The organism is bacterium (assembly GCA_026129405.1).
GTDB lineage: Bacteria > Desulfobacterota > Binatia > DP-6 > DP-6 > JAHCID01.
The window spans coordinates 314,559-338,929 of the sequence record JAHCID010000004.1 but is presented as its reverse complement, the minus strand read 5'-3'; the positions used below and the strand labels follow the sequence as shown (position 1 = coordinate 338,929).

25 protein-coding genes are annotated in these 24,371 nt (G+C 73.3%); 3 read left to right on the top strand and 22 right to left on the bottom strand.

What is annotated here, in order from left to right:
- Positions 1-17 precede the first annotated feature (17 nt).
- Positions 18-1,625, top strand: a complete 1,608-nt coding sequence (locus KIT14_17200) for a long-chain fatty acid--CoA ligase (GenBank protein ID MCW5892260.1) — start codon at positions 18-20, stop codon at positions 1,623-1,625.
- A 507-nt stretch (positions 1,626-2,132) separates the two neighbouring features.
- Here the strand turns inward: KIT14_17200 and KIT14_17195 are convergent.
- From KIT14_17195 to KIT14_17090, 22 genes are all read right to left on the bottom strand, one after another.
- Positions 2,133-2,450, bottom strand: a complete 318-nt coding sequence (locus KIT14_17195) for an RNA-binding protein (protein MCW5892259.1) — start codon at positions 2,448-2,450, stop codon at positions 2,133-2,135.
- A gap of 189 nt (positions 2,451-2,639) precedes the next feature.
- Entirely contained in the window at positions 2,640-5,084 is a 2,445-nt protein-coding gene (locus tag KIT14_17190) for a hypothetical protein (GenBank protein MCW5892258.1), read from the bottom strand.
- A gap of 113 nt (positions 5,085-5,197) precedes the next feature.
- Positions 5,198-7,393, bottom strand: a complete 2,196-nt coding sequence (locus tag KIT14_17185; GenBank protein ID MCW5892257.1) for a hypothetical protein — start codon at positions 7,391-7,393, stop codon at positions 5,198-5,200.
- 66 nt (positions 7,394-7,459) lie between these two features.
- Positions 7,460-8,890, bottom strand: coding sequence for a helix-turn-helix domain-containing protein (locus tag KIT14_17180; protein MCW5892256.1), 1,431 nt, complete (start codon positions 8,888-8,890; stop codon positions 7,460-7,462).
- A 247-nt stretch (positions 8,891-9,137) separates the two neighbouring features.
- Positions 9,138-9,545: a phosphoribosyl-AMP cyclohydrolase gene (locus KIT14_17175; GenBank protein MCW5892255.1), complete on the bottom strand. Its 408-nt coding sequence runs from the start codon at positions 9,543-9,545 to the stop codon at positions 9,138-9,140.
- Positions 9,546-9,713: 168 nt separating this feature from the next.
- Positions 9,714-10,283: an OmpA family protein gene (locus tag KIT14_17170; GenBank protein ID MCW5892254.1), complete on the bottom strand. Its 570-nt coding sequence runs from the start codon at positions 10,281-10,283 to the stop codon at positions 9,714-9,716.
- A complete protein-coding gene (locus KIT14_17165; GenBank protein MCW5892253.1) occupies positions 10,280-10,564 on the bottom strand; it encodes a flagellar motor protein MotB in 285 nt (94 codons plus the stop codon). Before KIT14_17165 ends, KIT14_17170 begins: the two co-directional genes overlap by 4 nt.
- Entirely contained in the window at positions 10,554-11,375 is an 822-nt protein-coding gene (locus KIT14_17160; GenBank protein MCW5892252.1) for a MotA/TolQ/ExbB proton channel family protein, read from the bottom strand. Before KIT14_17160 ends, KIT14_17165 begins: the two co-directional genes overlap by 11 nt.
- A gap of 58 nt (positions 11,376-11,433) precedes the next feature.
- A complete protein-coding gene (locus tag KIT14_17155) occupies positions 11,434-12,054 on the bottom strand; it encodes a 2-hydroxychromene-2-carboxylate isomerase (protein MCW5892251.1) in 621 nt (206 codons plus the stop codon).
- 9 nt (positions 12,055-12,063) lie between these two features.
- Positions 12,064-12,465, bottom strand: coding sequence for a hypothetical protein (locus KIT14_17150; protein ID MCW5892250.1), 402 nt, complete (start codon positions 12,463-12,465; stop codon positions 12,064-12,066).
- A gap of 76 nt (positions 12,466-12,541) precedes the next feature.
- Positions 12,542-13,078 carry a DNA-3-methyladenine glycosylase I gene (locus KIT14_17145; GenBank protein MCW5892249.1) on the bottom strand — a complete coding sequence of 179 codons (537 nt, stop codon included), beginning with the start codon at positions 13,076-13,078 and terminating at the stop codon, positions 12,542-12,544.
- Positions 13,075-13,476 (bottom strand): GFA family protein, encoded by a 402-nt coding sequence (locus KIT14_17140; GenBank protein MCW5892248.1) that lies wholly within the window; start codon positions 13,474-13,476, stop codon positions 13,075-13,077. The genes KIT14_17145 and KIT14_17140 overlap by 4 nt, the downstream gene beginning before the upstream one ends.
- A gap of 43 nt (positions 13,477-13,519) precedes the next feature.
- Positions 13,520-14,134: a DsbA family protein gene (locus KIT14_17135; protein MCW5892247.1), complete on the bottom strand. Its 615-nt coding sequence runs from the start codon at positions 14,132-14,134 to the stop codon at positions 13,520-13,522.
- On the bottom strand, positions 14,131-14,502 hold the full coding sequence (locus KIT14_17130) for an EthD domain-containing protein (protein ID MCW5892246.1): 372 nt from the start codon (positions 14,500-14,502) through the stop codon (positions 14,131-14,133). Before KIT14_17130 ends, KIT14_17135 begins: the two co-directional genes overlap by 4 nt.
- 36 nt (positions 14,503-14,538) lie before the next feature.
- Positions 14,539-15,657 (bottom strand): acyl-CoA/acyl-ACP dehydrogenase, encoded by a 1,119-nt coding sequence (locus KIT14_17125; GenBank protein ID MCW5892245.1) that lies wholly within the window; start codon positions 15,655-15,657, stop codon positions 14,539-14,541.
- Between the two features lie 14 nt (positions 15,658-15,671).
- Positions 15,672-16,844 carry an acyl-CoA dehydrogenase family protein gene (locus tag KIT14_17120; GenBank protein MCW5892244.1) on the bottom strand — a complete coding sequence of 391 codons (1,173 nt, stop codon included), beginning with the start codon at positions 16,842-16,844 and terminating at the stop codon, positions 15,672-15,674.
- Positions 16,845-16,878: 34 nt separating this feature from the next.
- Entirely contained in the window at positions 16,879-17,691 is an 813-nt protein-coding gene (locus tag KIT14_17115) for an SDR family oxidoreductase (GenBank protein MCW5892243.1), read from the bottom strand.
- On the bottom strand, positions 17,688-18,020 hold the full coding sequence (locus KIT14_17110) for a hypothetical protein (GenBank protein MCW5892242.1): 333 nt from the start codon (positions 18,018-18,020) through the stop codon (positions 17,688-17,690). Before KIT14_17110 ends, KIT14_17115 begins: the two co-directional genes overlap by 4 nt.
- Complete coding sequence (gene fabF / locus KIT14_17105) at positions 18,017-19,264, bottom strand: beta-ketoacyl-ACP synthase II (protein ID MCW5892241.1); 1,248 nt, start codon at positions 19,262-19,264, stop codon at positions 18,017-18,019. Before fabF ends, KIT14_17110 begins: the two co-directional genes overlap by 4 nt.
- Entirely contained in the window at positions 19,261-20,244 is a 984-nt protein-coding gene (locus tag KIT14_17100; protein MCW5892240.1) for a ketoacyl-ACP synthase III, read from the bottom strand. Before KIT14_17100 ends, fabF begins: the two co-directional genes overlap by 4 nt.
- Positions 20,245-20,248: 4 nt before the next feature.
- Positions 20,249-20,488 carry an acyl carrier protein gene (locus KIT14_17095; protein MCW5892239.1) on the bottom strand — a complete coding sequence of 80 codons (240 nt, stop codon included), beginning with the start codon at positions 20,486-20,488 and terminating at the stop codon, positions 20,249-20,251.
- A 162-nt stretch (positions 20,489-20,650) separates the two neighbouring features.
- Positions 20,651-22,057, bottom strand: coding sequence for a radical SAM protein (locus KIT14_17090; protein MCW5892238.1), 1,407 nt, complete (start codon positions 22,055-22,057; stop codon positions 20,651-20,653).
- Positions 22,058-22,182: 125 nt separating this feature from the next.
- Between KIT14_17090 and KIT14_17085 the strand changes: the two genes are divergently transcribed.
- Both KIT14_17085 and KIT14_17080 read left to right on the top strand, forming a co-directional pair.
- Positions 22,183-22,440: a ferrous iron transport protein A gene (locus tag KIT14_17085; GenBank protein MCW5892237.1), complete on the top strand. Its 258-nt coding sequence runs from the start codon at positions 22,183-22,185 to the stop codon at positions 22,438-22,440.
- On the top strand, positions 22,437-24,344 hold the full coding sequence (locus KIT14_17080; protein MCW5892236.1) for a ferrous iron transporter B: 1,908 nt from the start codon (positions 22,437-22,439) through the stop codon (positions 24,342-24,344). Before KIT14_17085 ends, KIT14_17080 begins: the two co-directional genes overlap by 4 nt.
- Positions 24,345-24,371 lie beyond the last annotated feature (27 nt).

Here is a 24,371-nt window from a genome sequence, read left to right as displayed (position 1 = left end):
TACCCATGCGTGGGCTGATGATGGACCGCCCGCTGCTCCTCTCGAGCTTCCTCGAGCGGGCCGCCCTGCTCTTCCCGCGCAAGGAGGTGATCACGCGCACGCCGTCCGGCCTGCACCGGATCACCTACGCCGACGTCGACCGCCGTACGCGCCGGCTGGCGCGGGCGCTCGGCGCCCTCGGCGTGCGCGGCGGCGACCGCGTCGGCACGTTCGCGTGGAACTCGTGGCGCCACCTCGAGCTCTACCTCGGCGTGCCGTCGAGCGGCGCGGTGCTGCACACCGTCAACATCCGGCTCTTCCCCGAGCAGATCGTCTACATCGTGAACCACGCGGAGGACCGCGTGCTGTGCGTCGACGACGTCCTGCTGCCGCTCCTCGCGCCCCACGCGAAGGAGCTGACGACGGTCGAGCACCTGGTCGTCATGGGCGACGGCGAGCTGCCGGCAGGGCTCTTCCCCAACGTCCACCGCTACGAGGACCTGCTCGCGTCGGCACCCGACGACTTCCAGTGGCCGTCGTTCGACGAGCGCACGGCGGCGGGCATGTGCTACACGTCCGGCACCACCGGGCACCCGAAGGGCGTCGTCTACTCGCACCGCTCGATGGTGCTCCAGTCGTACGCGCAGGCGATGGTCGACGCCTTCGCCATCTGCGAGCGCGACCGCATCCTGTCGGTGGTGCCGATGTTCCACGCCAATGCGTGGGGCCTGCCGTACACCGGCACCATGGTCGGCGCCGACCAGATCTACCCCGGCCCGCAGCCGACGCCGCGCGACATCTGCCGGCTCGTGCAGGAGCTGCGCGTGACCGTCACCGCGGGCGTGCCGACGGTGCTGCTCGGCATGCTCCAGGTGCTCGAGCAGGAGCCGTTCGACCTCTCCTCCCTGCGCGCGGTGCCATGCGGCGGCTCGGCGGTGCCCGAGAGCCTGCTCGCGCGCTTCGACGCCATCGGCATCGAGGTGATCCAGGCCTGGGGCATGACCGAGACGTCGCCGCTCGCGACCATCTGCCGGCCGCGCAGCACGATGGACGCGTACACGCCCGCGCAGCGCCGCGCCGTGCGGGCGAAGCAGGGCATGCCCGTGCCGGGCGTCGACCTCCGCGTCGTCGGCGAGGACGGCGCGGTGCTGCCCTGGGACGGCCGCAGCGTCGGTGAGCTGCAGGTGCGCGGCCCATGGATCACGTCGGGCTACCACGCCGACGACCGCAACGACGCCGCCTTCGACGACGGCTGGTTCCGCACCGGTGACGTCTCGCACATCGACGCCGACGGCTACGTCACGATCACCGACCGCGCCAAGGACGTCATCAAGAGCGGCGGCGAATGGATCTCGAGCGTCGAGCTCGAGAACGCGATCATGGCCCACCCCGACGTGCTCGAAGCGGCCGTCGTCGGGATGCCGCACGCCCGCTGGCAGGAGCGTCCGCTCGCGTGCGTCGTCCCGAAGCCCGGGAAGACGCTGGCGCGCCGCGACGTGCTCGACTTCCTCGACTCGCGGGTCGCGAAGTGGTGGCTGCCCGAGGACGTGCTCTTCCTCGAGGCGATCCCGAAGACCAGCGTCGGGAAGTTCGCGAAGAAGCAGCTGCGGGAGCAGCTCGCGGGCTACCGGTTCCCGGGGGACTGAGCGGCGGCGCGGCTCCGGCCCCGGGGCCGGGCCAGAGGTGCGGCATTTTCCCGCGCCGCCGACGGACCTGCTGGACATCCTCTGTCGCGGATCTGCGCCCGCCGTCTACGACCGTGAGCTCGAGCCCGGCGACGGGTACCCGAGCTAGTGTCCCGAGTCCGACGTACGTCGAGCGCGACGTCCGGACGATCCTCGACGTCGGCGATCTGACGGCGTTCCAGACGTTCCTGCGCCTCTGCGCCGGACGCGCGAGCCAGCTCGTGAACCTCTCGGCCCTGGGCGCCGACGCCGGCATCACGCATGCGCAGGATCGCGCCAACGGCACGGTCGTGCCGTGGTCGGCACTCGATCGATGCACGTGGTGGGGCGCATCGCGCTGCGGCGGCGGGCACGACCGCGATGGACCAGCCGGCGTGCCGCATGGGCTTCGCACGCAGCGCGTACGGTCGGCTCGCCGGCGCCTCCGGGACGCACACGCATCCCGGGGCACCGCGATGTGATCGGAGATCAGTACCGGCGGCCGCGACCGCCGCCGCCACCACCGCCGCGACCGCCAAAGCCGCCGCCGCCGCCCGCCGAGCGCTCGCGCGCTTCGCTGACGTTCAGCGCCCGCCCCTGGAGCTCGGCGCCGTTGAACTGCGCAATCGCCTTGCTCGCCTCGGTGGCGTTGCCCATCTCGACGAACGCGAAGCCGCGCGACTGGCCGGTCTCGCGGTCCGTGATGACGGCGACCGACTCGCACGTTCCCGCCTGCGAGAACAGGCTCTCCAGATCCTCGTTGCTGGTGTTGAACGACAAATTGCCTACGAACAGCTTCTTACCCACGTCTCTGCCTCCGGGCCCTCTGGGGCCAATCGATTGTCGATACAGTGTCTGAGCGGAGACCGATTACGCAGAAGCTGCTTGCAAGTCGATTTGCGCACACACAAGACGACCTGGCAGCCCTATCACCTGCACGAAAGCCACTACAAGCCACCCCGTTGCGGGGCCTTGCCCTCCCCGGCGACCGCGGGGTCAGCGCTTGCGGAGCTTCACCCGCACCTTCAGCGTCGTCGCCTCGACGTCCGCGCCGTCGATGGTGAGGACGAGCTTCTTCGTCTTCTTGGTGACGGCGAGCACGATCGTCGCCGTGCCGTCGGCGCCGGTGCGCGCCTCGGCGGCGAACTCCTTGCCGGCGGCGTGGACGCGCGCGCCGGCGACGGCGCGACCGAAGAGGTTCGTCACCGTCAGCGTGAGCGGATCGCCGGCGCGCACCGCGAGCCGCTTCTTCACGCCCGTGACGGTGATCGGGATGCCGTCGGTGACCCGGAGCTTCTTCTTGCCGAACCTGCCTGCCGCGCTCCCGAGCGCGGCGTCGAACGCCAGCGTGCCGGTCTTCCCCGGCTTCGCCTGGAACGTCATCGACCTCGGCGTGACGCCGGGCGCCGCAAGCACGATCGTCGCCGGGCCCTTGCCGGTGCCGACGATGTCGGCGGTGTAGCTGCCCGGCGGCAGCAGGATGCGGGTCGGCTCGCCGCCCGTGTAGACGGCGCCGGGCAGGGCGTTCGTCCATGCGCCGTCGCCGCCGAGGCCGACCGCGCGACCCTGCACGTCCTTCACGAGGAGCGTCACCGGCGAGTGGACGCTGACGCTCACGCCGTCGAGCTTCGGCACGCAGGCGGCGTCGCCGTAGCCGCCGTCGGCCGCGCTGCCGGCGGCGGGATACGGGTAGCCGAGGAAGGCGTACGGGCTCGTCGTCACGAGGTCGCCGGCCGGCTTCGCGCGCAGGCGCGGAATGTCGGTGCTGCCGGGGATCACGAGGCCGTTCGAGTCGAGGGGCACGTTCTCCCACGTGTCGAGCGACATCCACGGGCGCTCCCACTTCACCTCGTGGCCGAAGAAACCCAGGCCTGCCTGCTCGATCTGGAGGACGTACGCGCTCGGCACGACCGGGCCGCCGTCGAAATGCGCGAGGACGGCGGCGAGATCGGCCTGCGGGTAGAGCAGCACGCCGACGTGCCGGTCGTCACCCGAGGCGATCGGGACCCAGTCGAACCTGCTCACCATGGTGCCCCCGGCCTCACGCTTGGTCTCGAGCCAGCGCACGAGCGCGCCCAGCACCTCGCGGGGCGCGCCGCGCGGCACGATGCTCGCGTCGTTCGCCGCCCGCTCGGCGGCGGGCAGATCGGCCCGTTGGAGCTGGTCCAGATCGACGTGCAACACCGGATTGGCCGTCGTGCCGTTCGGCGCGAGGTCGACCAGCAGGCCGTCGTCGCCGAGCTTCAGCTTCTCCGCGTCGAGCGCGGCGCCCAACACGAACAGCTGCGCGGTCCGCCGCTGCGTGCCCAGGACCAGCCGGAACGACGCCTCGCCGCTGTCCGACGTGGTGGCGTAGGCCGCGTCGTTGAGCGTCGGGTCGGCGCCCGGCGGGAAGACGAGCGCGCCCTCCGCGTCGCAGACGAGGAGACGTGGGTTCAGGTCGACGATGCCGAAGTACTGCGGGAAGCCCAGCGCGACGCTCTGGCCGGACACGGGCTCGCCGTTCTTGTCCGTGACTTTGACGGTGACCGTGCCCGTCGAGGTCGGGCTGCTGTCGGTGGTCAGGGACGACGGGGACGCGGTGACGTCGACCTCCACGTCTTCCTTGACCGTGACCTCGCCGGTCGTCGCCGCCGGCGCGCCGACGACGCCGCTCACCCCCTGGGCGAGGAAGCCCTCGAACCCGAACGTCACCTTGCCCGCCTTCTTCGGGCGGTACGTGTAGGCGACGCTGCCGGTGGCGCCCGGCGCGAGGTCCACCGACGCCGGCGTCGGCCCGGCGATCTTCTCGACGACGCCCGCGGCCGACGGCGTCGGATCGCCGCTCGGCGCGACGTGCATGAGACCGTTCTCGCCGACGTTCTGGAACGTCGCGGTGACCGTGATCACCGCGTTCGGGTCGGAGACGCGGACCTCCGAGGGCGCCGCCGCTGCCGTCGCGGTGAAGGCGGCCCGGCGGCGCAGCGGGAGCGAGTCCTGCACGTGGTTCACCAGCGGCAGCCCCGACGGCGGCACGACCGTGATCGTCGTGTCGAGGCGGATGGACGTGGCGTCCGGAGCGAGGTCGCCCTCCGCCTTCACGTCGAACGGCAGGTTCAAGCCGAACCCCGCCTTGCGCGTGAGGTGGATCGAGATCAGGTTGCCGGCCACGGTCACGATCTCGGCCGGATACACCTCGAGGCGCGGCACCACCGAGTCGGGGAACTCCACCTCGAGGGTGGTCGCGTAGCCGTCGCACGAGAAGCATTCGTACTTGGACTGGACGTTGTACATGAAGCGTTCGCCCGGGAAGACGTACGTCCAGGTCTGGCCGATGCAGGTGGGGCACGTCTGCTCGCCGAAGCGGCGCCTGATGTCGACGGTCTCCTCGATGGTGACCGCGCGCGCGGTGCCGGCGGCGACGAGGAGCAGGAGCAGGACGAGACGAATGGCAGGACGCATGCCGGTCCAACCTACGGGAGGCGGCGCCGCGCCCCACATACGCATTCATGCGTATGCGCCCCGGGGGAACCCGTCCCCCGGGGCGCCGGCCGCGCGCAGCGCGGCGCTCGTGCTCAGCCGAGCGGATCGGACGGCGCGAGGAAGGCGCCGCTCGGCGAGCCGGGCTCGGTCGTCGTCGTGGTGCTCGTCGTCGTCGTCGTTTGCGTGGTGCTGGTGGTCGAGGACGACGTCGTGGTGGTCGACGTGGTCGTGGTGGTGGTCGTCGAGCTCGTCGTCGCCGCGCCGCCGCAGAAGAGGTCCGGGGTCTGCCGGTCGACACCCGACTCCGCCGCCGCGACCCACCGCGCACCGCTGGCGAAGACGTGGCAGGCGGGCACTGCGCCCTTGGGGGCGGCGCAGCTCTTGTCGATCGCCGCCGTCGCCTTGCTCTCCACCTTCGCGATGCAGGCCCTGGTGGCCGAGTCGGTCACGTTCCCCTGCTCGCAGCCCGCCACGTCGATCTTCCCCTGGAAGGCGTTCGTGACGCACTTCGCGAAGCACTTGTTCTTCGCCCCGACGAACTTGACGAGCTGCTTCGACACGCCGTCCTCGCACTTGGCCTCCTGCTTGGACGGCCGGCCGCCGCCAGCCTCGACACAGAAGACGAGGGGACCGACGGTGTCGATCTCGGCGGCGGCGTCGGCCAGGAGGCTCGCGCCGTCGGGGCAGTTCCCGTCGGCCGCGTAGCAGCCGGGGCAGTCCTTCGCGCACGCCTTGGCGATCTTGCCGCGCGCCTTGGCCTCGGCGCCCTTCGCCGGATCCAGGATGCACGCCGCCGTAGCCCCGCCGTACGGCGGGAGGCAGTCGGCGAACGAGCCGCCCGACTTGCGCGCCGCGACGAGACACTTCGTCACGCACTTGGTCTTCGCCGTCACGAACTTGCCGAGGTTCTTCGAGGCCTCGGTCTGGCACTTGAGCTGGTCCTTGGTGTCGGGCGTCGCCGTCGCCGCAGGCGGCGTGTCCTGCGTGTGATCGTTGAACTGGACGACGATGCGGTGCACGTCGGAGGCCCAGTTGGGCACGTTGATCACCTGCGGGCGGGTGGTGTCGCCGCGCGGCTGACCGTGGAACGAGATGGTCCCGTCCGGCGGCTCGGTGGCGGGCATCCAGATGTCCACGCCGGTCTGGAAGACCTGCGCCACGAAGAACGGGATGGGTGCAAGGGTCGACACCTTGTCCGAGCCCGCGTCGTGGATGTGGGCGCCGATCTTGTTGCTCGTCCGCGGGGCGCTCGCCGGATCTTGCAGGACGTTCAGTGACGGCGGCGTCGGCGTCACCGGATCGTCGTCCCAGGTCGGGCTCGTGGTCGTGACGTACATCGTGTCGTTGCTCGCGCCCTGGTTGGCCCACCACTCGCGATAGCGGAGCAGCACCGCCGCGGCATGGTCCGGCCCGACGGCCGTGTTCGTGAGGATGGTCGAGCCGGGCGGTGACGAGAGCAAGCGGATCAGGTGATCGCTGCGAATGAACGGCTGCAGGTAGTAGTGCGAGTTCAGCGCCGACGCGGGGCTGGTGGCCGAGAACTCGTAGTGCTTGCGGCCGTCGACGGCGACGGGGCCGAACGCGCCATCGGCGCCGAGCGAGAAGGTGGCCGCCGGCGTCGCGCCGATCCGATGTCCGGTGGTTCCGCTGATCTCCCACAGGTCGACGGTGGCGCCGTTCACGCCGACGTTGTCCGGGAAGAGAATCAGCCGGCCGGAGATGCGCGGATCGGGCTCGGGTAGGATCTCGGCGGTCGCGGGGGCCTCGCCGGTGAAGAACGCGTACTGCGTCGCGAACGACTCCGGCGACGTCACCGACTCGGTGTGTCCCTGGTTCATCGACGCGGCCGTGATGTTGATGCACGTGGTGGCGATCGCGCCGCAGTTGGGCGCCGAACCGTCGATCGCGACGTACTTCGCGACCCGCGCCGCACGTGCGGGAGCGCTGTTCAGATAGTTGTTCATCAGGCTCGTGCCGAGCGAGTGCGCGACCACGTAGATCTGCGTGTCGCCGGTCTCGGCCATGACGCCGTCGAAGAAGGCGTCGAGCATGGGGTTCAGGGTCGCCGACACCGACGAGGTTCGGTCGATGCCCGTGACGAGGTTGGGATAGCCGTTGCTGGCGAAGCGCTTCGCCTGGGTCTGATACTGGGCCGCCGAGCCCGCCGCACCGTGCACGAATACGATCGGCAGGCGTGGCTCGCTCGCCCACGCCGTCGTGCCGGCGGCGGCGAGCAGCGCCGTGGCCAGCACGAGCGCGGGCGTTCTGGGTTTCGTGACGCTCTTCATCGTAGGGTCCCCCTTCCGCTGTGTGTCGAGGTGCGCGGGGACTCTACTGACGCCCTCCGACGCCGCTCAATGCGATTCTCTGGGCAAAGCGCGGCGCCGGATCTGTGGGCGGCTCACAACGCTCCGTGGACGTATCCGCCGCCGGCGCGTGCGGGCGCGCGCGTCGTCGTGCGCAGGCGTGGCCTCGAGGATCTGCAGGGCCACGTGGAGCCGCACGCGCGTCTCCGGGTCTTCGAGATCGAGCCCGAAGCGCTGGCGTATCTGCCCCAGGCGATACGACATGGTGTTGGGATGGATCCCCAGCGCGGCCGCCGCCAGCTTCAAGTGGAAGCCGTGCCGGCATACGGCGCGCAGCGTCGTGCGATGCGTGTCGCCCGCTTCCGCGGTGGCGAGCCGGCCGAGCACGCGCTGCATGAACGCCGTCGCACGCGGGGAGCCGATGTCGACGAGGTCGAGGAGCAGGAGGTCGGCGTAGCGGCAGACCGGGTTCTCCGTTCCCAGGAGGGAGCCCAGCTCGAGCGCGCGCTGCGCCTCGCGCGCCGATCGGCGCAGACCTTCGGCGCCGGTCGCCGGGCCGCCGATCCCCGCGCGCCATCCGTGCTTGCGCAGGAATCCGGCGACGTCGTCGAGCGGCGGCGTATGGTCCGCTCGCAGCGGGAGGAGCGCCAGGATGCCCTCCTGGATCCGTCCCACGACGAGATCGTCGGCCGACCGATCGCGGGCGAGCAGGCTCCGCAGCGTCTCGGTCGTGATGCCGACTCCGTCGACCGCGGCCGATCGGGCGGGCGCAAAGAACGCCGCCACCCGGGGCGACTCGAGCCGCAGCTCGAGGAGACGTGCCCGTGCCTCTACCACCCCCAGCGGCGCGTCCTCCGCCGGGAGGAGCCGCATGAACTCGTCGAGCGCCTGCCCGCGCGAGTGCAGCAGGCGCTCGCGCTCGGCGACGTACGCCTCCGTCACCGCCGTGATGAGACGCGTCTGGCTCGCGAGGCTGATCGAGACCCGCCGCAGGAGATCGAGCCACACGGTCGGCTCCGACCGGGCGCTTTCGATGAGGTCGTCCCAGAGCGCGGTCAAGCCTACCTGGTAGCATCCGATCATGGCGTCGAGCGGGACGCCCTGCGCCACCCGCAGCCGCGCCATGCGGAGCGTCGGCTCCAGCTCCGCCGCCGTCGCGGGCCGGCCGTCGACGAACACGCGGCCGTAGAAGCCGGCGACGGCGTAGCGAACGTTCTCCCGCAGGCCCTCGAGCGCGGCGCCCGAGAGCGCCCGGTAGTGCGGGTAGAGACGGCGACAACGCGCGACGATCTTGCGTACCTGCTGCTCCCGCGTCCGGGAGACCTTCTGGAGCAGGAGGAGGAGCGTCGGGGAGAGCGGTACGGGCTTGCAGCGGGCAGCGTACGGCCGCGTCGGACGCGGAAGGCTCTCGCCCGGTTCCGCATGGTCGCTTCGCCGCCGCATCTCGTCGGTACCCTCGATCGTCGCGAGCATCCGCATCGCCGCACGTCTGCGTGGGGTGCCGGCGGAGAAGGACCCGAAGCGAAGCGGTGCGATGATTGGGTTATGGACATCGCCCGCAGCCGTCAACCGCTCGGGTGCTCACAGCGCACGATACGGGTGCCGAGACGGCAGATGGAGCGGCGCACGCGTAGCGCCGAGGCGAATCATTCGATTTCGCCTTGGCGCCTGCTGCGATCCGAACGTCGACGCCGGGCGTCGCGGGCGGCGCCCGGCGCGACGCGACTCAGACGAATTCCAGATCGGCGTCGGACAGCACGCGACGGTAGTAGCATCCGCCGCGCGCCGCGCCGGTCTCGGGATCGTTGGTGTGGCAGACGCCGCCCCGCACCGGGCGCACGCGATAGAGTAGCGAGTTCTGCTCGCAGTTCACCCGCACCTCGACCAGCTCGAGCACGTCGCCCGAGGTCTCGCCCTTGCGCCAGAGCTCGTTGCGCGAGGTGGACCACAGGACGGCGCGCCTGGTCTCGAACGTCTCGCGCAGCGCCAGCTCGTTGGCGTAGCCGATGAAGAGGACATCGCCCCGATCGGCGTCCTGCAGGACGACGGGCACCACGTGGAGGTCGCGGTCGGCGATCTTGCGGAGCTTCTCCCAGTCGAGCCTCAGCGTGGTGCCTTCTTCGAGGGCGTTCATCGGCGCGAGAGAATACGGTTTGGGCGGGCCGTTCAAGCCGCCGCCGGACGGCGAATCCGCCGGCACCCGCGGCCGTCGCCCGCGGCTGCCCGACACGTTCGGGTCGCTGCCCGTCGCCGCGTTGCCGGCGGCGAGCACGACGGCCGCGGTCGCGAACGGCTCCGCGGCTCAGGACGCCGGGCGCAGGCGGATCTCGACGCGGCGGTTGCGGGCCCGTCCGCTCGCGTCGTCGTTCGAGGCGACGGGCCAGTACGGTCCCCGCCCGCTCGCGACGATGCGCGCGCCGAGCGCGGCGTCGCCGGCCGCCAGCTCGTGCGCCACGCGCGCGGCGCGCGCGAGCGACAGCTCGAGGTTCGACGGATAGCGTGGCGAGCGGATGGGACGGTCGTCGGTGTGGCCGACGACCTCGATGCGGAGGTCGCCCATCGCCTCCGCGATCCGCCGCAGGCCGGCCAGGATCGGCTCGGCTCCGGGCGCCAGGTCGGTGCCGCCGGGCGCGAAGCTCACGGCCTCGCCGAGCGTGAGGACGACGTCGGCATCGCCGCGCGTGACGGCCATCGCCTCGGAGCCGCCCGCGAGCGCAGTGAGCGCATCGGCCGCCGCGGCGATCGTCACATCCGGCGCCGGTGCGTCCGCCGCCGGCGCGGCCGCCGCCGGCACGGCGACGGCGACCCTGCGGCTCCGTCGCGACGAGGCCGCCGCCGCGCCTGCCGGCGGCGGCGCCTCGCCCGCGTTCACCGGCGGCGGCGCCTCCGGGCCTCGGCCGGTGCGTACGGCGCCGCGCCGGCTACCCACGTGCGCCGCGCCTCCGGCAGCGGCGCGGGACGCGGCGCCGACGCCGCGGCGACGACCGCCGGCGGCGCCGGCGCGCTCGCCTTCGCCCCCACGCTCAGCACCGCCCACAGGAGCACGAAGCCGAAGAGCTGGAGCACGAGGTCGCTGAACGTGATCAGCCACGCGGTGTCGTCGGCCTCGACGGCCGGCGGCGCGATCAGCGGCTCCGCGAGGTCAGGCCGCACGGCTCGTCCGGACCTCCTGCGGCACGGGACGCGGCGCGGGCGGCAGCTTCGCGTGGGCGCGCAGCACGCGCTCGATCTGGCTCGGGTACTCGCCGGCCATGACGAGCAGCACGCCCTCGACGATCAGCTCGCGGCGCAGCGCCTCGCGCGCGACGTGCGTGCCGAGCTTGGTGGCGAGCGGCAGCACGACGACGTTCGCGAGCACGGCGCCGTAGAGCGTCGTCATCACCGCGATCGCGAGGCCGGGGCCGATGGCGGCGACGTTGGTGCCGCCGAGGTTGCGCAGCAGGAGCGCGAGACCGATGAGGGTGCCGATCAGGCCGAAGGCGGGGAAGAGCTTTCCGAGCGTCGCCAGCACCTGGCGCGCGTGCTCGATCTCGGCGAGGTCGCGGCGCATGGCGGCGCGCAGCGCCGCGCGCTGCACCGGCTCGCTCTCGAGCTCGAGCGCGGTCGTGAAGGCGTGGCGCACGACGGCGTCGTCGACGCGGCCCACCGCCTGCTCGAGCGCCGGCGTGCCCTCGACGCGATGCAGGCGCCCGAGCGCCTTCAGCCGCTGGACGAGCACGTCGACGTCGGCGGCCGGCGCGAGCGCGTCGCGCAGGTCCTGCCACGCCGTGCCGATCCGCTCGCGGCCATAGGTCGCCAGCAGGACGCCCAGCGGGCCGATCACCGTGATCAGGAACGACGCCGGCTCGAGAAATCCGGTCGCCCCGGCGACCACCCCCACCCCGACGAGCCCCGCGGCCCCGGCCGCCATCGGCCCGTACGGGCTCCGCTTCCACCACACCATGCCCGAGACCGCTGCACGCACGATGCCAGCGGCCGGGCCCGGGAATCCGGGCGCCGCGCGCGGCACCGCCCGGCAGGGATCATCGCACCGACGGCAATTCGTGCCGGGTCGCCCACGCGAGCGCGTCCTCGATGCGGTCGTTGCCCCAGAAGAGCTCGTCGCCCACGAGGAGCGCCGGTGCACCGAACACGCCCCGGGCGATGGCCTCGTCGGTACGCGCGCGCAGGTGGTCCTTCACCGGCGCCTCCTGGGCGGCGGCGAGCGTCGAGGCCGGGTCGAGGCCGACCGCGCGCAGGAGCTCGGCCAGCACAGCGGGCTCGGATATCTCGCGGTCGTCGGCGAAGTTCGCCGTATAGACGCCGCGCACGAACGCCGGCAGCCAGGGCGCGTCCTCGCCGAAGGCGGCGACGCGCGCCGCGAGCAGCCCGTTGCGCGGGAAGCGCGACGGCGCCGTCAGGCAGAGCCCCTGGCGCGCGCAGATGCGGGCGAGGTCGCGCCACATGTAGCGCCCCTTCGCCTCGTAGATGTTGAACGGCGAGTCGCTCCAACCCTGCGCCTTGAAGATCGGGCCGAGCAGGAACGGCCGCCAGCGCAGCGGCACGCCCGCCGAAGCGGCCGCCGCCTCGATGCGCATGGCCGCGGGATAGGAGTACGTGCTGGCGAACTCGAACCAGAACTCGACCGGCGTGGGCGCGACCATGTCCGCGGCTTACGCAGGCGGCGCGGGCGTGGCAAGCGCGAACAGCGCCGCCGCGACCGCGTCGCGGTGCTCGACGAGCACCGCCCGCGCCGTCGCCTCGCGGCCGAAGCACGCGCTGCCGAGCGCTGCGGCGTCGGCGTCGACCACGAGGGCCAGCACACGCGGCGCATGCGTGCGCACGAGGCGCTCGACGGTGCGGTAGAAGCGCTCCGCGCCGTCGTTCGAGCAGACGAGCAGCCGCGAGACGCGCGGCGCGGGATCGGGGCCGAGGCCGGCACGCTCGGCGGCGAGCCGCGTCTCGGCGCCTTCCAGCCCGCAGCGCAGCTGGCCGGCGCGCGCGGCCGCGCGCAGCGCCGCATTCCAGCCCGGGCGCGAGCGCGCAGCGCGGCGCGCTCCCGACCGCCCGCCCACAGGCGCGTCGTGCCGGCGCCCAGCGCGGCGCGCACCACGTCGGCGCGCGCGTCGCTCTCGACCTGGCGCGGGAGCCTCAGCGGCGCATCCACGGCGGCTTCGCGCGCAGGATCTTCGCGTGGACGGGGCAGCTCTCGGCGTGCGCGCCCCGCAGGTAGCCGGTGCTGAGCAGGAACTCGCCGGTGATCTCGCCGCCGGTGAACTGGAACGTCTTCTTGAACAGCGCCACCCAATCGCCCCGGTCGCGCGGGTGATGCGCGTCGAGCCAGTCGGCGAACGAGCCGTGCGAGGCGCGCAGCGCACGGATGCGGCGGGCGTTCTCCACCGCGGCGTCGACCTTCAGCTTGTTGCGCACGATGCCTGCGTCGCGCAGCAGGCGCGCCTTCTGGTGCGTGCCGTAGCGCGCCACCTTGTCGACGTCGAAGCCGTCGTACGCCTTCCGGAACGCCTCGCGCTTCTGCAGGACCGTCAGCCACGAGAGGCCCGCCTGGTTGATCTCGAGCACCAGACGCTCGAAGAGCGCGGTCTCGTCGCGCACCGGGAAGCCGTACTCGCGGTCGTGGTACGGGCCGTGGAACGGATGGCCCGGGGCCACGGCGCAGTAGCCGCTCACGCCACCACCGCCGGGCGCGTGCGCTCGTGGCGCGGGAGGCCGTCGCCGAGGCAGATCCAGGGCAGCTGCTGACCCGTCCAGGTGTGGTCCGCGGGCGTCACGGCGGCGGGGTCGTCGAGGCTCGCGGCGGTGACGTCGATCGCGTCGTGGCCGCGGCGCCGCCAGGTGAGCGGGGTGCCGCAGCGGCCGCAGAACGTGCGCTCGACGTCGGCCGACGAGGCGAGCCGCACGGGCGTGCCGTCGACGCGCAGCTCGCCCGCACGCACGCTGAACCAGGTGACGAACGGCGCGCCCGCGACGCGCCGGCAGTCGCGGCAGTGGCAGTGCGTGACGTCGAACGGCGTGCCGCCGGCGAGATAGCGCACGGCGCCGCAGAAGCATCCGCCCGCGAGGCTCATGCGCCTCGACTTCCCATCCGGCCGTCGCCGGTGCAACCGGCGCTCACGCCGCGAGCAGGCGTCGGACCCAGGCGGCGTAGGTCTCGTACGGCAGCGCGCCGGGCACCGCCGTGTCGCCGCCCTCGAGCATCACCGCCGGCACGCCCGAGAGCCCCAGCGCCACGGCCTCGTTGTGCTCCGCGACGACGGCCTCGAGGATCGCCTCGTCGCCCGCGCGTGCGAACGCCGCGCGCGGCAGGTCGAGCCCGTCCCAGATGCCGACCAGCGTCTCGGCGTGCGTCACGTCGTGGTTCTGCGCGAAGTAGGCCTCGAAGAGCCGCGCGCGCACGGCCCGCTCGACCGCGGGGCCGAGCAGCGCCGCCGCCTTGGCGACCAGATGCGGCGGCACGCTGTGCGACGGTGGACCGGCGTCGCCCTCCCAGACGCGGAACGGCGGCGCGTCGGGCTCGGCGGCCGGCCGTGCCCACGTCTGCGTGTAGGCGCGGAACTTCTCCAACGTGCGGCTCGGATCGGGCTGCGGGCGCAAGAGGAAGCTCTTCCACACCAGCTCGATGCGCCCCTCCTGCGCGTCGACCACGCGCCACAGCCGCGTCGCCGCCACCCAGCACCACGGGCAGAGGAAGTCGGACCAGACGACCAGCCGCACGGGCACGCTCACGACGGCACCACCGCGTGCTCCTCGGCGAGCCACAGCGGCGAGCGGGCGAGGTCGATGAAGCGGCGCTCGTCCTCGAGCAGCGCGAGGCTGCCCGCACGGCCCTCGGGCGAGGCCAGCGCGGCGGCGAGGTCGTCGGCGCTCTCCCACCACAGCTCGGCGACGCCGTCGTACTCCGCCGGCGCGCCGCGGCTGGCGGCGATCGCCGCGTTGAGCGGCGTGTCGGCGGTGTGGAGCTGGACGTAGCGGCGAACGCGCAGCGCCGTCGCGTGGGCACGCACGAGCGGCCCGTGCTGGTGCAGCCAGTAGCGCTGGAACTCCGCGCGCGAGAGGTGCGGCAGGCGGCGCAGGCAGAACACCAGCTTGATCATGGGGACCTCCCGGAACGCCCGGACGGCCCCCTCGGGTCAGGCCGCCGCGAGCGCCGAGCCGAGACGGGCCAGGTGACGCGAGCCGCTCCCGAGCGTGAGCTCCAGCGCACGTTGCCACAGATAGTAGCGGTGGATCGGATAGTCCACATCGGTTCCGATGCCGCCGTGCAGATGCTGGGCCGCGTACACCACGCGGTGCCCCGCCTCGCCGGCGAGGTACTTGGCGATCGTCACCTCGTCGTCGGCCGGCAGACCCTGCTCGAGCCGCCACACCGCCTGCCACGCCGTCAGGCGGATCGACTCGACGTCGATCCAGGCGTCGCCGACGCGCTGGTGTACGGCCTGGAAGCTGCCGATGGGGCGGTCGAACTGCTTGCGCTCGGTGGTGTACCGTGCCGTGATCCGCAGCGCCCGCTCGACGACGCCGAGCGTGATCGCGCACAGCCCCGCCACCGCGCGCGGCAGCAGCCAGGCGAGGATGTCGCGGCCGCGGGTGGGATCGCCGAGCACGTCGTCGGCGCCGACGCGGACGTCGGCGAGACGCACCTCGGCGAGCACCTCCTTGTTGGTCGCGATCTGCGCCGTCGTCTTCACGCCGTTGGCGTCGGGGCGGACGAGGAAGAGGCCGACGGTCTCCTCGCCCGTGCGGGCGGGGATCAGCATGGTCGCGCCGAGGTTCACGGCGGGCACGCAGTCCTTCACGCCCTCGAGGCGCCAGCCGCCGCCGTCGCGCGTCGCGGTCGTTCCGGGGTGCAGCGGGTCCTCCGCCGGCAGCTCGGTGAGCGCGGTCGTGACGAAGCCGGTGCCCTTGGCGAGCGGCGCCAGCAGGCGCTCCTGCTGCGCCGGCGTACCGAAGGCGGCGATCGGCAGCGCGCCGAGGACGAGCGTGCCCCACGCCGGCACCGGCGCCACCGACGCGCCCACCTGCTCGAGCAGCAGCGCCAGCTCGGTGAAGCCGAGCCCGCTGCCGCCGCACGACTCGGGGATCGCGACGCCGAGCAGGCTCGCCTGCCCGAGCGCGCTCCAGGCGTCGTGCGCGAACCAGTCGGGGTCGCGCTCGATCACCTTCAGCTTCTCGTGGCTGCAGTGGTCGTCGAGGATCTGCTTGGCGAGGTCGCGCAGCGCGGTCTGCTCTTCCGAGAATCCGAAATCCATGGTCGCGTCTCCGTTCAGCGTGCGCGCGGCAGGCCGAGGCCGCCCATCGCGATGATCTCGCGCTGCACCTCGTTGGTGCCGGCGCCGAAGGTCATGATGAGGATGGCGCGATACATGCGCTCGAGCCGCCCCTGGATCACGGACTCGGGCGAGCCGGCCTTGATCGCCCCCGCCTGCCCCAGCACCTCCATGAGGAGGCGGTAGGCCTGGACGTACATCTCGCTGCCGAAGACCTTCACCGTCGACGCCTCGGCGTAGTTCATCTCGCCGCGCGTCAGGTTCCACGCCTGCCGCCAGTTGAGGAGCCGCAGCACCTCGACGCCCGCGCGCACGCGCGCCAGATTGTGCTGCACGAAGGGCAGGTCGATGACGCGGGTTCCGCCGGGCAGCTCGGTCCGGCGCGCCCACGCGGTGACGTCCTCGAGCAGGCGATCCGTCGGACCGACCGGGATCAGCGACACGCGCTCGTGGTTCAGCTGGCCGACGATGAGCCACCAGCCGCCGTTCTCGGGGCCGACGAGCGCGTTCGCCGGCACGCGCACGTCCTCGTAGAAGGTGGCGTTGGTCGTGACGTCGCCCATCGTCGGCAACGGCGTGCGCTTGAAGCCCGGGCTGCTGGTCGGGACGAGGAACATCGAGATGCCATCGTGCTTCTTGGCGTTGGGATCCGTGCGCGCCGCGAGCCAGACGTAGTCGGCGTACTGCGCCTGGCTCGTGAACAGCTTCGAGCCGTTGATCACCCACTCGTCGCCGTCGCGCACGGCTTTGGTGCGCAGCGAGGCGAGGTCCGTGCCCGCGCCCGGCTCGGTGTAGCCGATGCAGAAGTGGATCTCGCCGGCGAGCGCCTTCGGGAGGAAGAACTTCTTCTGCTCCTCCGAGCCGTGCTGCATGATCATCGGGCTGACGGACATGATCGTCAGCGTCGGCAGCAGCACGTTGGCGCGCCACGCCTCGTCGAAGAACAGGAACTGCTCGATCGGCGTGCGCCCCTGCCCGCCGTACTCCTTCGGCCAGCCGACGCCGAGCCAGCCGTCGGCCCCCATCTTCTGGAGCGCCTTCGTGTAGAGCGGCCCGCCGCCCTCGGTCGCGGCGATCTCCGCTTCGTACTCGGGGGTGACGAAGCCGCGGAAATACTCGCGGATCTCGTCGCGGAGCTTCCGCTGCTCCGGGGTGAGGTCGAGGTGCATGGGCGGGACGGATAGACCGCCCGGCCTTCGGGGGTCAAACGCGCGTTTGGGGGTCGGCGGGCACCGGGCCGAGCGCGTGCAGGCCGCAGTCGACGTGCACCACCTCGCCGGTGATTCCCGCGCCCAGATCGGACACCAGGAACGCCACCGTGCCGCCGACGTCGTCGCCGGTCACGCCGCGGCGCAGCGGCGCGACCGCGACGCCGTGGTCGAACAGCGTGCGGAACCCGCCGATGCCCATCGCCGCCGTCGTACGGAAGGCCCCGCCCGAGACGCACGAGACGCGGATGCGGTCGGCGCCCAGCTCGGCGGCGAGGTAGCGCATGGCACACTCGAGCGCCGCCTTCGCGACGCCCATCACGTTGTAGCCCGGCAGCACGCGCTCGCCGCCGAGATAGCTCATCGCGACGATCGCCCCGCCCTGCACCGCGAGGCGCGGGCGCGCGCGCTGGGCGAGTGCGACGAGGCTGTAGCTCGAGACGTCGAGCGCGTCGTGGAAGGCGGCGCGCGGCGTCGCCGTGAAGCGCCCGGCCGCGAGCCACTCGCGGTCGGCGAAGGCGATCGAGTGCACGACGAAGTCGAGGCGCGGGAACGCGGCGTCCCAGGCGGCGAAGAGCACGTCGAGGTCGGCGTCGCTGCGGACGTCGCACGGCTGGATCAGCGCCGCCGGCGCGCCGAGCGCGGCGACCGCAGCCGTCGCACGCGCCACCGCGCGCTCGCCCGGCAGCACCGCGAAGCCCAGCTGCGCCCCCTGCGCCTGGAGCGCGCGCGCGATGTGCCAGGCGTAGGAGCGCTCGGTGGCGACGCCGACGACGAGCCCGCAACGCCCGGCGAGGAGCCCGCTCATGCGAGCCCTTCCAGGAAGCCGCCCTCGAGCGTGCCGGCGACGTGGCGGTCGAAGGCCCGTCCGAGCACGCGCGCCCCGCGCCCGACGCGCACCGTCGCCGTGATCTCGACGCGGCTCCAGCCCGGCATGTCGAGGATGCGCAGCTTGATCGGCCCGTCGCCCGCGGCGCGTGCCTCGCGCACGAGCGCCCGCAGGGCGCGGAAGATCGCCCCACCGGCGTGCGGCAGCGTCACCGGCGGCCCGTGCCCGACGCGGATATCGGAGCCGCCGGCGACGGCTTCGAGCCGCACGACGCGCGCGATCACGCAATGCACGCACGTGCGCATCATGCGCTCCCCGCCGGGCGCTCCAGGAGCAGGGCCGCATTGGTGCCGCCGAAGCCGAACGAGGTGGACAGCGCGACCTCGATCGGCGCCCGCCGCGCGCGATGCGGCACGTAGTCGAGGTCGCAGGCCGGGTCGGGCTCGTCGAGGTGCGCCGTCGGCGGCGCCGTCTGGTCGCGCAACGCGAGCACCGTGAACGCCGCCTCGACCGCGCCCGCCGCGCCGAGCAGGTGGCCGGTAGAGCCCTTGGTCGCGCTCACGAGGAGCGCGTCGGCGTGGCGGCCGAAGACGGCCCGCAGGGCGCGCGTCTCGGCGACGTCGCCCTGCGGCGTGCCGGTGCCGTGGGCGTTGACGTGCTGCACCGCCTCCGGCGCGAGCCGGGCGCGGGCGAGCGCCTGGCGGATCGCCTGCTGCGCGCCGGCGCCGTCGTCGGGCGGCTGGGTCAGGTGGAACGCGTCGGCGCTGGCGCCGTAGCCGCGGAGCCGTGCCAGGATCTTCGCCCCGCGGCGGCGCGCGTGCTCCTCGTCCTCGAGCACGAGGACGCCCGCGCCCTCGCCCATGACGAAGCCCGAGCGCCGCTTCTCGAACGGCCGCGACGCCTCGGCCGCCGGCCCGTCCCAGCGTGACAGCGCCTGCATGGTCGCGAAGCCCGCCATCGCGAGCGGCGTGATCGCCGCCTCGGCGCCGCCCGCGAGCATGACGTCGGCGCGGTCGGCGGCGATCATCTCGAACGCTTCGCCGATCGCGTGCGCGCCGGAGGCGCACGCGGTCGTGGTCGTGAGGTTCGGCCCGCGCGCGCCGAGCCGCATCGCCACCTGCCCCGGCGCGAGGTTCCCGATGACGGCGGGGATGAAGTACGGCGACACCCGCCGCGGCCCGCCGGCGAGCAGCGCACGATGCGACGCCTCGATGACGGGAAGCCCGCCCAGCCCGACGCCGATGGCGACGCCGACGCGCGGCGCGATCGCGTCGCGGACCACGAGGCGCGCGTGCAGCGCCGCCTCCATCGCCGCCGCGACGGCGAGCGTGATGAAGCGGTCCATGCGCCGCTGCTCGCGGCCCGTGATCCATTGGCCGGGATCGAAGTCGCGCACCTCGCCGGCGACGCGGCACGGCAGCTCGGACGCGTCGAAACGCGTCACCGGCCCGATACCCGACACGCCCGCGAGCAGCGCGGCCCACGTGGCCTCCACCCCGACGCCGAGCGGCGTCACCAGCCCGAGCCCGGTCACCACCACCGTGCGGCTCATCCGTCCACTCCCCAGCGCAGCACGGCTGCGCCCCACGTGAGCCCCGCCCCGGCGGCCGTGAGGCCGACGAGATCGCCGTCGCGCAGCGCGCCGGCCGCGGCGGCCCGCGCCAGCGCGATCGGGATCGACGCCGCGCCCGTGTTGCCGAGCTCGGCGAGGTCGTTCCAGAACGCCTCGAGCGGCAGGTCGAGCCGCTCCGCGACCGCGCGCAGGATGCGCACGTTCGCCTGGTGGGCGATCACGAGCCGCAGGTCGCGCGGGCGACAGCCGGCCTGGTGCAGCGCGACGGCGAGCCCGTCGCTCATCGCACGCACGGCACCGCGGAAGACGTCGCGCCCGTGCATGCGCATCGTGTGCGCGCGCTCCAGCAGCGCCGCCGCGTCGACCGGGCGGCGGCTGCCGCCCGCCGGCACGACGAGGTCCATGGCGCCGCGGCCGTCGGCGCCGAGATGCACCGCGCGCACGCCGCCGCCGCGCCCGAGCACCACGGCGCCGGCGCCGTCTCCGAAGAGGACCGCGGTGTCGCGGTCGTCGGGATCGACGAGGTGCGCGAGCGTGTCGGCGCCGACCAGCAGCACGCGGCGCGCCGTGCCGGCCGCGATCGCCTGGTCGGCAAGCGCCAACCCGTAGACGAAGCCCGAGCACGCGGCGTTCAGATCGAAGGCCGCCGCGCGCTCGGCGCCGAGCGCCGCCTGCAGCAGGCAGGCCGTCGACGGCATCGGGTGATCGCCCGTCGCCGTCGCGACCACGATCAGATCGACGCTCGACGCCGCGACGCCCGCGTCGTACAGCGCCGCCGCGGCCGCCGCGCGCGCGAGGTCCGACGTCGCCTCGCCGGCCGCCGCCCGGCGCCGCGTGCGGATGCCGGTGCGCGCGACGATCCACTCGTCGGTGGTGCCCAGCCGCGCGAGCAGCTCGCGGTTGGACACGACGCGCTCGGGCAACGCCGCACCGGTGCCGAGGACGGCCGCCGCCGGCATGCCGTCAGGCCGCCGCGCTGCTGCGCACGAGCGCCACCGCGTCGCCGAAGGTGCGCACGCGGTCCGCCGCCTCCTCGTCGACGCGGATGCCCATCTCCTCCTCCACCGCCATCATCAGCTCGACGATGGCGAGCGAGTCCGCGCCGAGCTCGGTCACGAGGTCGGTGTCCTCGCGGATGCCGGCCGGATCCGCTTCCAGCTTCGCTGCGATGAGGGCCCGCAGCCGCCCGGTGACGTCGTCCATGCGACGGGTCTACCGACGCGACCGCCCCCCCGGAACGGGGTCGCGTGACCGCCGGCGCAGCGCGCGGCGGACCCGCTGTGCCCACGGGCACAGTGCGTCGGATCGGCTCGGCGGGCGGCAGGCGATCCCCCGGGGGCAGCCGAGCGCGGGACGCGCCGCGCGTCACGAGCGGAGCGGGAGCCCGGACCGCGCGACGAGCGCGCGCACGTGCCGCACCGCCGCGCTGCGGCCGAGGCGGTTGCGCCCCTGCTCGACGAAACGGGCTGCGGTCGCGGAGAGTCCGTCGGGCGCCATCAGCGGCGTCAGCTCCGGCGCCACGTCGGACAGGGTCTGGCCGCGGAGCCGATCGAAGGCGGCGGTGACGCGGCGGAAGTCGGCACAGCGCAGCGGCGACGCCCGGCGGCCGTGGAGGTGGGCGAGGATGCCGTCGATCTGCTCGGGAGCCTCCGTACCGCGCCCGGCCAGCTCGGCGCGCAGCGCCGTCAGGCGGCGCGTGGCCTCGCGCTTCAGGGCGCGTGGGAGGATGCGCACGTCGAAGTACTCGGGCGACGTGAGCGGCGCCAACGACGGAATCGGATGGATGAAGCGGAACCCGGCATGGAGATATTTCACCAGGTCGGGGAGCCCCAGCAGGTTGTACACCTGCACCGTGGTATTCACCCAGGCAGCGGTGACGTTGAGACGCGCATGCTCGTCGTCGATCACGCGCAGGTTGCGCTCGATCGTCGCCCAACGAGCCGGATGCCGGATGTAGTCGTTCACGGCGCCCACGCCGTCGAGGCTGAGCGCCAGTACCACGCCGCGGAAGTGCGGCCAGCGCTCGAGCATGGCGCGCGGCAGCTTCGTCGCGTTGGTGTTGAACGTGAGCACGATGCGCGACGCGCACCCCTCCTCGATGCAGACGTCGAGCGCGCGCGCCACCTCGGGGATGACGAGCGGCTCGCCCCCGGCGAAGTGCAGGTGGCCCAGCGTGCGGCAATGGCGGCGGAAGTCGTCCCAGAACCCCGGCGTACGAAACCACGCGTAGTGGCGGGTCGCCTCCAGCTCGGCGTCGCTGAACTCGCCCGGCCGGGCGGCGACGAACTCGGGCAGGAGCGGGAGGCTCGCGCGCGGGTGGCACATCCGGCAACGCAGGTTGCAGAGGTTGCCGAAGCGGTAGTCGCGCGACGTGACGCGCACCGGGGCAACGCCGTCGGCCGTGGTCTCGGCGAGGAGGCGCGGGATGTCGGCGGCATGGAGCGCGTTCTCGTGCGTGCGGCGGCTCGGGCTGCCGGCGCGCTCGGCCGCGAGGCAGCGCGCGCAGGCGTCGGGCCACTCGCCGGCGAGCATCGCGCGGCGCACCCGCCGCAGCGAGGCGCAGTTGGCGATCGCGTCCTCGCCGAGGGCGTCGCCGACGCGGATCGGCGTGCCGTCGTCGGTCACGAGGTGGCTGCCGGGCTGGTCCTCGGCGGTGCAGCACAGCTGCACCTCGCCGCCCAGGTTCGTGAAGCGATGGATCCAGGGCAGGACGCAGAACGAGCGCCGCACCGGCGCGTTCAGCTCGGCGAGGAGCGCGTCCGCGTCGGCCATGGGCGGCGACGCTATACGACGGCCTCCGGGCGGTCCATGCGGATCGAGCCCGGCATTCGCGCCCCGCATGCCCCGCGGCTATGGATTCTGAACGGCCCGCCGATCCCGGATGGGCCGGCTCGACGATGACCGACGATCCCCGGCGCTGCGTGCCTCTCGACCGGCTCCCTGCGGGCCGCCGGGCACGCGTCTGCGCGCACGGCCACGAGCGCGTACCGCCGCGTCTGGAGGAGCTGGGCTTCGTGCCGGGGACCGTGGTCGAGGTCGTGCGCCGGGCGCCGCTCGGGGATCCCATCGAGGTCGATCTGCGCGGCTACCGCGTCTGCATCCGTCGCGCCGACGCCGCCACGCTCCGCGCGGCGACCGAGGACGCCCCGTCATGAGCAGCGCGCCCGTCATCGCCCCGGAGCCGCTGCGTCCCCTGCGCATCGCGCTCGTCGGCTCGCCGAACGCCGGCAAGACGACGCTGTTCAACGCCCTCACCGGCTCCCGCGCCCGCGTCGGCAACTATGCCGGCGTCACCGTCGAGCGCCGCGAGGCGCGGCTGCGCGACGCCGCGCGCGACGTCGCGCTGCTCGACCTGCCCGGCACGTACGCGCTGCGCGGCGAGACGCCCGACGAGCGCATCGTCGGCGACGTCCTCGCCGGCACCTATCCGGGCGAAGCCCGCCCCGACGCCGTCCTCGTCGTCGCCGACGCGACCACGCTGCGCCGCGGCCTCTCCGTCGTGCTCGAGGTGCTCGCGCGCCCGATCCCGGCGATGCTCGTCCTCACGATGATCGACGAGGAGCGTGCCCGCGGCGGGCATCTCGAGCCCGAGCGGCTCGCCGCGCGGCTCGGCATCCCGGTCGTCGGCGTCGTCGGGCATCGCGGCGTGGGCATTCCCACCGTACGGCGCATGCTCCAGCATCCCGAGCAGTGGACGCGCAGCACGCGGCCGCCGGCCGTCGCCACGGTCCCCGAGCGCTTCGCGTGGATCGACGCCGTGTGCGCCGAGCTCGGCGTCAGCGACCTCGTCCCCGATACGCGCACCCAGCGCATCGACGACGTACTGCTCCACCCCGTCGGCGGCCTCCTCGTCTTCGCCGTCGTCATGATCCTGCTCTTCCAGAGCGTCTTCACGTGGGCGGTGCCGGCGATGGACGCGATCGACGCGACGTTCACGGGCCTGGGACACGCCGTGCGCGACGCCCTGCCGGCGAGCTGGATCGCGGATCTCGTCGCCGAGGGCGTGCTGGCCGGCGTCGGCTCGGTGCTCGTCTTCCTGCCGCAGCTGCTCATCCTGTTCGTGCTGATCCACCTGCTCCAGGACGTGGGCTACATGGCGCGCGCGGCCTTCGTCGTCGACCGCTTGATGGGCTGGGTCGGCCTCCAGGGCCGCAGCTTCGTGCCGCTCCTCTCCTGCTTCGCCTGCGCGGTGCCCGGCATCATGGCGACGCGCACGATCGCCGAGCCGCGCGACCGCATCGCGACGATCCTGGTCGCGCCGTTCATGACCTGCTCGGCGCGCCTCCCCGTCTACACGCTGCTGATCGCGGCGTTCGTCCCGGCGACGACGGTGTGGGGCCCGATCGGGCTCCAGGGGCTCGTGATGCTCGGGCTCTATCTCCTCGGCGCGACCACGGCGCTGGTGTCGGCGGCGCTGCTCAAATCGACGCTCCTGCGCGGGCGGCCGGCGACGTTCTACATGGAGCTGCCGCCGTACCGCATGCCGACGGCGCGGCTGCTCGGCCATCAGGTCTGGCAGAGTCTGTGGGCGTTCATCCGGCGGGCCGGGACCATCATCTTCGCCGCGTCCGTCGTGCTGTGGGTGCTCATCAACTACCCGAAGGCGCCGCCCGACCCGACGCGCACGCCGGCGGCGCAGGCGCACGCCGACATCGAGGCCAGCGCCGCCGCCCACGTCGGCCGCGCGATCGAGCCCGCCATCGCGCCGCTCGGCTTCGATTGGCGCATCGGCATCGGCCTCGTCGCGAGCCTGGCCGCGCGCGAGGTGATGGTCTCGACGCTGGCGCAGATCTACGCCGGCGGCAACGAGGATTACGACGGCCTTCGCCAGGCGCTGCAGGCAGAGCGCGCACGCGGCGCGCCGGGGGCGTTCGGCGCGCCGACGGCGTACGCCCTGCTCGTCTTCTTCGTCTTCGCCCTGCAATGCACGTCGACGGTGGTGGTCATGGCTCGCGAGACCGGCAGCTGGCGCTGGCCCGCGCTGGCCTTCTCCTACATGCTGGCGCTCGCCTGGACGGCGAGCTTCGTCACCTATCGGATCGCGTCGGCCTTCGCCTGACCCTGTCGATTTCCCCCCGGCCCGTTC